Source organism: Streptomyces flavofungini, from assembly GCF_041028215.1.
Classification (GTDB): domain Bacteria; phylum Actinomycetota; class Actinomycetes; order Streptomycetales; family Streptomycetaceae; genus Streptomyces; species Streptomyces flavofungini_B.
Window position 1 is genome coordinate 1 of sequence record NZ_JASKYR010000289.1, and the last position, 8752, is coordinate 8752.

An 8752-nucleotide genomic window follows, 5' to 3' on the forward strand; every position below is an offset into this window, starting at 1 on the left:
CGGACGCCCTGCCCGCGCAGGACAGGGCGTCCGTCGTCGCCGCCCTGGTCGACCTCTACACGGGTCCGCTCTTCCGCGCGGCGCTCCACCTCTGGGTGGCCGCGTCGAACGAGCCGCAGCTCGGGGGCCGGGTCACGGAGCTGGAGGGGGGGGGGGGGGGGGGGGGGGGGGGGGGGGGGGGGGGGGGGGGGGGGGGGGGGGGGGTTCCGGGAAGGGGCGGGATCGGGGAAGAAACCGCCGGAGGCCGAACCTCAGCCCACGATCTCCTCGTACCCCTCGATCTCCCGGGGGCTACGGGCCCCAGGCCCGACGTACCGCGCGGAAGGCCGCACCAGCCGCCCCGTCCGCTTCTGCTCAAGAATGTGCGCCGACCACCCGGCGGTCCTGGCACACGTGAACATGGACGTGAACATGTGCGCGGGCACCTCGGCGAAGTCGAGCACGATCGCCGCCCAGAACTCCACGTTCGTGGCGAGCACCCGGTCGGGCCGCCGCGCGTGCAGCTCGTCGAGCGCCGCCTTCTCCAGCGCCTCCGCGACCTCGAACCGGGGAGCGCCCAGCTCACGCGCCGTACGGCGCAGGACACGGGCCCGCGGGTCCTCGGCCCGGTAGACCCGGTGCCCGAAGCCCATCAGCCGCTCGCCCTTGTCCAGCGCCTGCTTCACGTACGCCACCGCGTCCCCGGTCCGCTCGATCTCCTCGATCATGCCGAGGACCCGGGACGGGGCACCCCCGTGCAGCGGCCCGGACATGGCGCCGACGGCCCCCGAGAGCGCCGCCGCCACGTCCGCGCCGGTGGAGGCGATGACCCGGGCGGTGAAGGTGGAGGCGTTCATGCCGTGCTCGGCGGCCGAGGTCCAGTACGCGTCGACGGCCTTGACGTGCTTGGGATCGGGCTCGCCGCGCCAGCGCTTCATGAACCGCTCGACGACCGACCCGGCCTTGTCGATCTCCCGCTGCGGCACCATCGGCAGGCCCTGGCCGCGGGCCGACTGGGCCACGTACGAGAGGGCCATGACGGCGGCGCGCGCGAGGTCCTCGCGGGCCTGCCGCTCGTCGATGTCCAGGAGCGGACGCAGGCCCCACACGGGGGCGAGCATGGCCAGCGCGGACTGCACGTCGACGCGGATGTCCCCGGAGTGGACGGGGATCGGGAAGGGCTCGGCGGGCGGCAGACCGGGGTTGAAGGCGCCGTCGACGAGCAGGCCCCACACGTTTCCGAAGGAGACGTGGCCGACCAGGTCCTCGATGTCGACGCCGCGGTAGCGCAGCGCGCCACCCTCCTTGTCCGGTTCGGCGATCTCCGTCTCGAACGCGATGACTCCTTCAAGTCCGGGTACGAAATCGGACATCAGGCGGCTCCTCGTGATGGGTTCGACGTGATGGTTTTCGAGTGAGGCGGTGAGGCGAGGCGATCAGCTCATGACCATCGGTCAAAAAAGGGTGCGTACGTCCCGGTTACGCGGTCCGGCACGCCCTTGTGCGGGCGCGCCCGTCCGACTCGCGGTCCAGGCCGTTCACCCCGGTGATGCCCAGTGAGGCTGGTGGTCACCCAACCGGTTCGGCAGCAGGACGATATCCCCTGGTGCCACCTTTGGCGATGCTATGCGGCACTCAGTGCCACACGTCACCTCTCCGTTCACCTCTCCGTGGCCCCCGCGCCCGCCAGGGGTACGGGACCATACGGCAGGATGGCGGTGTGACCGACTCCAGTGCTTCTTCGCCCGAATCCCCGCCCGAGCCGGCCGGCATGCGCGAGCAGTACGTCACCGAGGGGCTCGCCGAGACCGAGCTCCCCGCGGACCCCATGGACCAGTTCGCCCTCTGGTTCAAGGAGGCGGCACGCGAGAGGGACCTGGTGCACGAGCCGAACGCCATGGTCGTCTCCACGGCGGACGCCGAGGGCAGGCCGAGCTCCCGCACGGTCCTGCTGAAGGGCTTCGACGAGCGGGGCTTCGTCTTCTTCACCAACTACGCCTCCCGCAAGTCCCACGAGCTGGCGGCCAACCCGTACGTCTCGCTGCTCTTCCCCTGGCACCCCATGGCCCGCCAGGTCATCGTCTCCGGCACGACGACGCGGGTGGGACGCGAGGAGACGGTCGCCTACTTCCGCACCCGCCCGCACGGCTCGCAGCTCGGCGCCTGGGCGAGCGCCCAGTCCTCGGTCCTCGCCTCGCGCGACGAACTGGACCACGCCTACGCGGACTTGCTGGCCCGCTACCCCGAGGGCGAACAGGTCCCGGCTCCCCCGAACTGGGGCGGCTTCCGCGTGACCCCGTACACGGTGGAGTTCTGGCAGGGCCGCACCAACCGCCTCCACGACCGCCTGCGGTACGCGCGAGCGGACGAGAACACCGCGTGGCGAGTGGACCGCCTGAGCCCGTAGGCAGCCCGTCCGGCGTTTGAGGACGAGCAGGCCGCAGGCCGCGACAGAGCGGCGCCCCCCGAGGCCCTAGCCGGTCAGGACCCCGTCCAGAAACGGTTCGATCGCCGCGCGCCACGCGTCCGGCCGGTCGTAGTGGACGAGATGACCGGCGTCGGCCACCTCCGCGTACTCCCCGCGGGGCAGCACGCGGACCATCTCCTGGGACTCGGCGCGGCCCAGATCGCCGTACAGCCCCCGCACGACCAGGGTGGGGCAGCTGACCTGGATCAGCTCCTCCCAGTGCGCGTCGTGCACCCAGGTCTCGCGGGACTTCAGCATCTGGGCGCGGTCGAAGACGGGCCGCCAGCCGTCCGGGCCCTCGGCCATCACCTCGGCGAAGAACTCGCCGCGCGCGGGGTTGGCCCGCTCCACCCACGGGTCGTCCTCGCCGAACCACTTGCGGACGTCGGCGAGCGTGGCGAACGGGACGGGCCAGGACTTGAACCAGTCCTCCCACTCCCGCTGCGAGGCCGCGCCGAGAGCGGAGGCCCGCATGTCGCAGATGATCAGACCCCGGACGAGGTCGGGGCGGCGCGCGGCGAGCTGCCAGGCGGTGAGCGCCCCCATGGAGTGGCCGATGAGCACGGCGGGCGCGAGGCCGAGCTGCTCAAGGGCGGCCTCGGCGTCGTCCACGTAGGCCTCGCGGGTGTAGGGGCCCTCCTCGGGCTTCTCGCTGCGGCCGTGGCCGCGCTGGTCGAGGGCGACCGCGCGGTGCCGCTCGGAGAGCCAGCGGGCGGTGTCCGCCCAGTGCGAGGCGCGGCCCATCAGGCCGTGCAGCAGGAGCACGCCGCCCGGCGACGGCTCGGCCTCCCTGAGCTTGGGAGGGTCGGCGAACTCCCAGGCGGCGAGGCGTACGCCACCCGCACCCCTCACGTCGATGCGCCGCACCATGATTCCTGGCACCCCCCTGAATTCGGTCGGGATCCACGCCTGGCCCTGCCCCCGCACCCCGGCACGCTATCGAACTCCCTTTCGAAAGCGGCCGGAACGCCGATAACACCCCTCGTTCGGGTGACCACGCTCAAGGATTGACCGGCGTCGCCGAGGGGAGATCTTCCTCGGGGGGCGGGCCGCTCGGGGAAAGAGGCCCGAAGGGAATGACCCTGGGAGCTCGGGGCTCCGGGTCATCACAGGGGAGGACAGGCCCCGGCGCCGCAGGGCGCCGGGGCCATCATCGTGTGCGCCCGGCGGACGACGCGTGTGCACGCGCCCGCCCGCCGGGCGCTTCTGCTCGTGGTGCGGACGCTTGTGCTCGTGGTGCGGACACTCGCGCTCACCGCGCGGGCCCCCGCGCTCACCAGACGGGCACATCCTCCTGCCCCCTCTCCGGCCGGGCGGCCAGACCTGGCGCCGACGCCGTCAAGAGCCCTCAGGTCATATGCCTCTCGCGACAGCCTGGCACGCGAAACGCCGGTGCGCTGCAATTCCGCACACTGAATCTTGGACTCCACGAAATTTCGCGGAGACCGCGCGTCCGCTTCAACTTCTCCCTGCACAGGGAAAGTTGACCTCGGCCCGCGCGATGGAGTGCGGGTGCCTCAGCGCTTGGCGACGAAGACGTGCGACGCGACGTCCGAGGACAGCTCCGCGGCCTCGCCGCTGCTGCCCACGAGCACGCCGCCCGCGGACTCCGTCACGCTCACCACGGAGCCCGGCTGCACACCGGCCCGCCGCAGTGTGTACATGAGCTGGGCGTCCGTCTGGATCGGCTCGCCGATGCGGCGCACGACGACCGTCTTGCCCTCGGCGCCCGGGTCGAGCTCCGTCAGGGAGACCATGCCCTCGTCCAGGAACGGATCGGCGCCGTCCTTCTCGCCCAGCTCCTCAAGGCCGGGGATCGGGTTTCCGTACGGCGACTCGGTCGGATGGCGCAGGAGCTCCAGGACACGGCGCTCCACCGCCTCGCTCATCACGTGCTCCCAACGGCACGCCTCGGCGTGCACCTGCTCCCATTCGAGCCCGATCACGTCGACGAGCAGGCACTCCGCCAGGCGGTGCTTGCGCATCACGCGGGTGGCCAGGCGGCGGCCCTCTTCGGTGAGCTCCAGGTGGCGGTCGCTGGCGACCGCCACCAGGCCGTCGCGCTCCATGCGCGCCACGGTCTGGCTCACCGTCGGTCCGCTCTGGTCGAGCCGCTCGGCGATCCGGGCGCGCATGGGGACCACACCTTCCTCCTCCAGTTCGAGGATGGTGCGCAAATACATCTCAGTGGTGTCAATCAGCCCCGACATGGGTGCCCCTCAGAATTCGCTCGTGCGCTGGCCCTGCCCTCAATTCTGACGCATACCACTGACAACCGTGCCGCGCCGCCGGAAAACCGGCCCCATACCGCCCTGCGGCAGTGTTGACAGCGCACTGGTCCAGACCGCAACGTGATGCGAATGAGCTCGAAGAGCGAGAGCAAAACAGCCGGTCAGTACTTCGACGCCGCCATCGACCTGCTTCAGCGTGTCCGCGACGAGGAGTCCGGGAACATCGCGGAGGCGGGCACCGTCCTCGCCGACGCGGTCGAGTCCGGCGGGCGCCTCTTCGCCTTCGGCGCCGGACACTCCTCGCTCGCCGCGCAGGACGTCGTCTACCGCGCGGGCGGGCTCGCCCTCATGAACCTCCTCGCCGTGCCCGGCGTGGTCGGCGTCGACGTCATGCCCGCCACGCTCGGCTCCGCCCTGGAGCGGGTCGACGGCCTCGCGGGGGCCGTCCTGGACTCCAGCCCCGCCAAGCCCGGCGACGTCCTCGTGATCATCTCCCTCTCGGGGCGGAACTCACTGCCGGTGGAGATGGCGATGAACGCCCGCGCGCTCGGCATCAAGGTCATCGGCGTGACCTCGGTGGCCTACGCCTCCCAGACCCGGTCGCGGCACGTCTCGGGGACCTTCCTGCTCGACCACTGCGACGTCGTGCTCGACTCCAAGATCGCCGTGGGGGACGCGGAGCTCTCGCTGGACGGTGTCGACGCGCCGTTCGGACCCGCGTCCAGCGTCGTCTGCAACGCCCTGATGCAGGCCATGGTGGCCGCCGCGATCGCCTGCCTCGCCGAACGCGGCATTCAGCCCCCCCTGCTCCGCTCGGGCAACGTGGACGGGGGCCACGACTGGAACGGCCGGATCTTCCAGGAGTACGGGGAGCGGATCTTCTACCGGCACTGAGAGCCGCCCCACAGCGCGAGTCGTCGGCGCGCGGGAGAGACGGGGCGCTAGCCCCGCAGGCCGTCCGCCAGGTCCAGGGACGCCGCCACCCGGCCCGCCACGGATTCGGCGTACGTCGCGTCGGGGAGCTCGAAGGGGCCGCGGCCCGCCGCCCGGAGAAACGTCACGACGCCCAGCGTGCGGCCCCGGCTCCGCAGCACCGCGCACAGCGCGTGCACGGCGTCCTCGGGCCACTGCCTGGCCGCGGCCCACGTCCGGGCCCGCTCCGGCGCGGCCGCCCCCGCACTGGCCCGCACCGACCCCACCCGCTCCACGCACTGCGGCGCGGGATGACCCTCCGGATACCGCACCGGAATCCCCGCCATGGCCACCGGAAGGCAGGGCCCCGGCGCCCCGCTGGGCGTCGCCGCGACCCGCACCAGACGCACCGGATCCGCCCCCGACACCCGATCCACCAGCGCGTGATCCGCGAACCCGGCGAGCGCGAAGTCGAGCTGCACGGTCGCCGCCTCCGTGGGGTCGGCGCACTCCGCCGCCGCCCGCGCCGCCCGGTGCAGCTGCTGCGACCTGAACCGCAGCTGCGAGGCCTCCTGAGCGGTCTGCTTGGCCTCCGTGACGTCCTGGAAGAGCCAGCCGACCCCGAGCGGCACGGGCTCCTCCGCGAGCGGCGAGGCGAGCCGCACGAAGCCGCTGCGCCAGCACCGCCGCTCGAACCCCTCCTCCTCACCGGTCCGCACCGACACCCACAGCTCCGCGGGAGCGGGCGGCGCCCCCTCGGCGAGGACATGGGTCAGCGCGCTCTCCAGCTCCTCCACGCCCTGCCCGAGCAGATCCGCGAGCGGCCGTCCGAGCACCGCCGTACGCCCGACCCCGAGCGCGCGGGCCGCGTGCTCATTGACGACGGCGGGCCGCAGATCCGCGTCGACGATGACGACACCCCAGGACGCGGTCTCAAGGAGTGCCTCGCTCAGGGCGATGGACCGCTCCAGGTCTATCTGGGCGTGCACCTCGCTGAAGGCGCAGTAGACGCCCGCGGCCTTGCCGTCCCCGCCGCGCACCGCGGCGGACTGCATACGGACGAGAACGCGCCCGCCGTCCTTGGTCACCAGGGCGAACTCGTGCACCTGCCGTCCCGGCGCGTCCATCGCGGACAGCAGCCGCCCCTCGATCTCGGTGGCGTCCGCGGCCCGGACCGCCCACCCCGAGAAGCCGTGCTTGCCCACGGCCTCCGCCGCCGACCAGCCGAGAATCCGCTCGGCCTCACGGTTCCAGTGCGTCACCACGCCGTCGGCGTCGAACGCGCAGAGCGCCGCGTCCATCCCGTCGAGCAGCGCGGCGAGCAGCTCGGCACCGCCCGGCTCCGGATCCCGCGGACCCAGTTCGTCAGTACTTCCGCTCCGCCGCGAAGCACTCACCCGGAACCCCCTGCAGGCCGTGTCCTCGTCCTCATGAGACGCCGGTACCGCACGTCAGTACCGCATGTCAGATCATTCAACTCGACAGTGACGCACCCCACAGCAGGTTCCCGCAAGTTGGACGTAAAACCGTACGCCGAAAAAACCGCTTGAGGTCCCGCGGACCCGTTTCCTAGGGTGTGGAGCACTCAGGAAGGAGGTGTTGCTGCAGTGATTTCATTGCGGACGCGAGAGGTGGCTGCGGGCTAGCGGCCCGTCACCACACCCAGTGCGGTGCCGGACCAGCGCGCGAGTCGAGCGTGCGGCCGGCCCAATTCAAAGCAGTCACCCGACCCGCGGGCCGCCGGTAAGTCCGGCCGGCTTCCTCCGCCCGGTTCTCCGGCGCGGCAGGGACCAAGGCCCGCGGGTCGTCTGCGTCTTTGTGCTCCCGACGTGCTCCCGACGTACTCCCGGTAGGGCCCTCCCCCTGGCCGACCGCCGCCCTCACCCCTTGCTGACCGCGAGCAGGATCTCCGGCAGCCGCCGGGCGACCCTGGGCGCCGCGGTCCGCAGCCCGCACTCGACCGCCCCGTAGCCGTAGGCCGCCCCCACCGGAAGCAGCAGCCAGCTCCAGGACGCCGCGCCCGCCGCGTGCAGCCAGATCGTCAGCGCGAGGACCGGCGCGCAGAGCAGGGCCGCCGCGAGCATGCCGCCGAAGATGGAGATCCAGGCGAGCCCCGCCTGCCCGGGGGCCACGTTCTTGTAGCCCTCCTGCGGGATCGAGTACGGAAAGCGCGCCGAGGTCCACGCGCCCGTGGCCAGCATCGCGCCGAGGAGCGCGAAGGAGAGGCCGAGCACCTCCGCGAGCGCGGGCCACTCGCCGAGCATCGCCGTGGTGAGGACGCAGACGAGCGCGGCGTACGGCACGGTGATGGCCAGCAGGGCCAGAGCCCGGCCGCGCAGCTCCACGCAGGCGTCGCGCGGGCTGGAGATCGTCATCGCCACCATCCAGAACGCCGAGGTGTCCTGGCCGAACTGGTTGTACATGAGGACGCCCAGCATGCCCGCCGCGAAGCACGCCAGATAGACCGAGCCGGTGCCCTGGAGCGCGTTGAAGACCGGCACGATCAGGCCGACGGCGAGCGAGGTCACCCAGGCGGCCTTGGTCTTGGGGTCGCGCCAGACGTAGCGCAGACTGCGCTCCATGACGGTGCCGGTGCGCCCGGCGGGCAGCAGGGAGCCCAGGGCGCCGGAGGAGCGGGACGTGCCCTTGTCCGGTGCCGAGGCCGCCAGGGTCGAGCCGTCCGGTGCCGTCATGAGCCGGGTCAGGCTGTGCCGCCAGAGCGCGAGCAGGCCGGTCAGGGCCGCGGCTGACAGGGCGAGCTGGGCCGCGCCCGTTCCGTACGAGCCCTCGCTCACCGAGTCCACCGCGCCGAGTGCCGCGGCCGGCGGAATCCAGCGCACCACGTCGGCCGCGGGGTCGAGGGTGCCGAGCCCTGACGAGCGGAGCCGCTGGGCCCCGAAGTTGACGGCCTGCGCCCCGACAGCGATGACGAGGCCGCTGAGAACCGCGAGGTCACGGCCTCTGCGGCTGGTGAGCAGGCGGATGTTGGCGGCGGCGACTGCCCGCGCGAGGGCCACGCACAGGAGCAGCGTCAGGGCGGTCGCGAGGACACCGGTGACGGCCCCCGCCACGCCGTGCGCGAGCGCGATGGCCGCGCCGGTGGCCAGGCAGAGCGTGAACAGCGGGCCGATGCCGACGAGGGAGGCGGCGAGCAGCGCCCGTA

At 72.5% G+C, this 8752-nt stretch carries 7 protein-coding genes and 1 pseudogene; 3 read left to right on the forward strand and 5 right to left on the reverse strand.

Going from position 1 to position 8752, the window contains the following annotated elements; translation table 11 throughout:
• Positions 1 to 158: pseudogene (locus AB8Z36_RS20455) on the forward strand (TetR/AcrR family transcriptional regulator); the annotation flags it as partial.
• 93 nt (positions 159 to 251) lie between these two features.
• On the opposite strand, the gene AB8Z36_RS20460 reads toward AB8Z36_RS20455, so the two are convergent.
• Positions 252 to 1352 carry a citrate synthase 2 gene (locus AB8Z36_RS20460; protein ID WP_369214795.1) on the reverse strand — a complete coding sequence of 367 codons (1101 nt, stop codon included), beginning with the start codon at positions 1350 to 1352 and terminating at the stop codon, positions 252 to 254.
• A 398-nt stretch (positions 1353 to 1750) separates the two neighbouring features.
• Here AB8Z36_RS20460 and pdxH point away from each other — a divergent pair, with 398 nt between their 5' ends.
• Positions 1751 to 2386, forward strand: a complete 636-nt coding sequence (gene pdxH, locus AB8Z36_RS20465) for a pyridoxamine 5'-phosphate oxidase (protein WP_440581961.1) — start codon at positions 1751 to 1753, stop codon at positions 2384 to 2386.
• Positions 2387 to 2452: 66 nt separating this feature from the next.
• Here pdxH and AB8Z36_RS20470 read toward each other — a convergent pair whose 3' ends face one another.
• Together AB8Z36_RS20470 and AB8Z36_RS20475 are read right to left on the reverse strand one after the other, a co-directional pair.
• The gene (locus AB8Z36_RS20470) at positions 2453 to 3316 is read right to left on the reverse strand and encodes an alpha/beta fold hydrolase (protein ID WP_369214797.1); all 864 of its coding nucleotides are present in this window, start codon (positions 3314 to 3316) and stop codon (positions 2453 to 2455) included.
• Positions 3317 to 3963: 647 nt separating this feature from the next.
• Entirely contained in the window at positions 3964 to 4656 is a 693-nt protein-coding gene (locus AB8Z36_RS20475) for a metal-dependent transcriptional regulator (protein ID WP_369214798.1), read from the reverse strand.
• A gap of 150 nt (positions 4657 to 4806) precedes the next feature.
• Here AB8Z36_RS20475 and AB8Z36_RS20480 point away from each other — a divergent pair, with 150 nt between their 5' ends.
• Positions 4807 to 5571, forward strand: a complete 765-nt coding sequence (locus AB8Z36_RS20480) for an SIS domain-containing protein (RefSeq protein WP_369214799.1) — start codon at positions 4807 to 4809, stop codon at positions 5569 to 5571.
• A gap of 47 nt (positions 5572 to 5618) precedes the next feature.
• On the opposite strand, the gene AB8Z36_RS20485 is transcribed toward AB8Z36_RS20480, so the two are convergent.
• On the reverse strand, positions 5619 to 6986 hold the full coding sequence (locus AB8Z36_RS20485; RefSeq protein ID WP_369214800.1) for a PAS domain-containing protein: 1368 nt from the start codon (positions 6984 to 6986) through the stop codon (positions 5619 to 5621).
• A gap of 483 nt (positions 6987 to 7469) precedes the next feature.
• On the reverse strand, positions 7470 to 8752 hold a 1283-nt coding region (locus AB8Z36_RS20490; RefSeq protein ID WP_369214801.1), incomplete at its 5' end, for a transporter.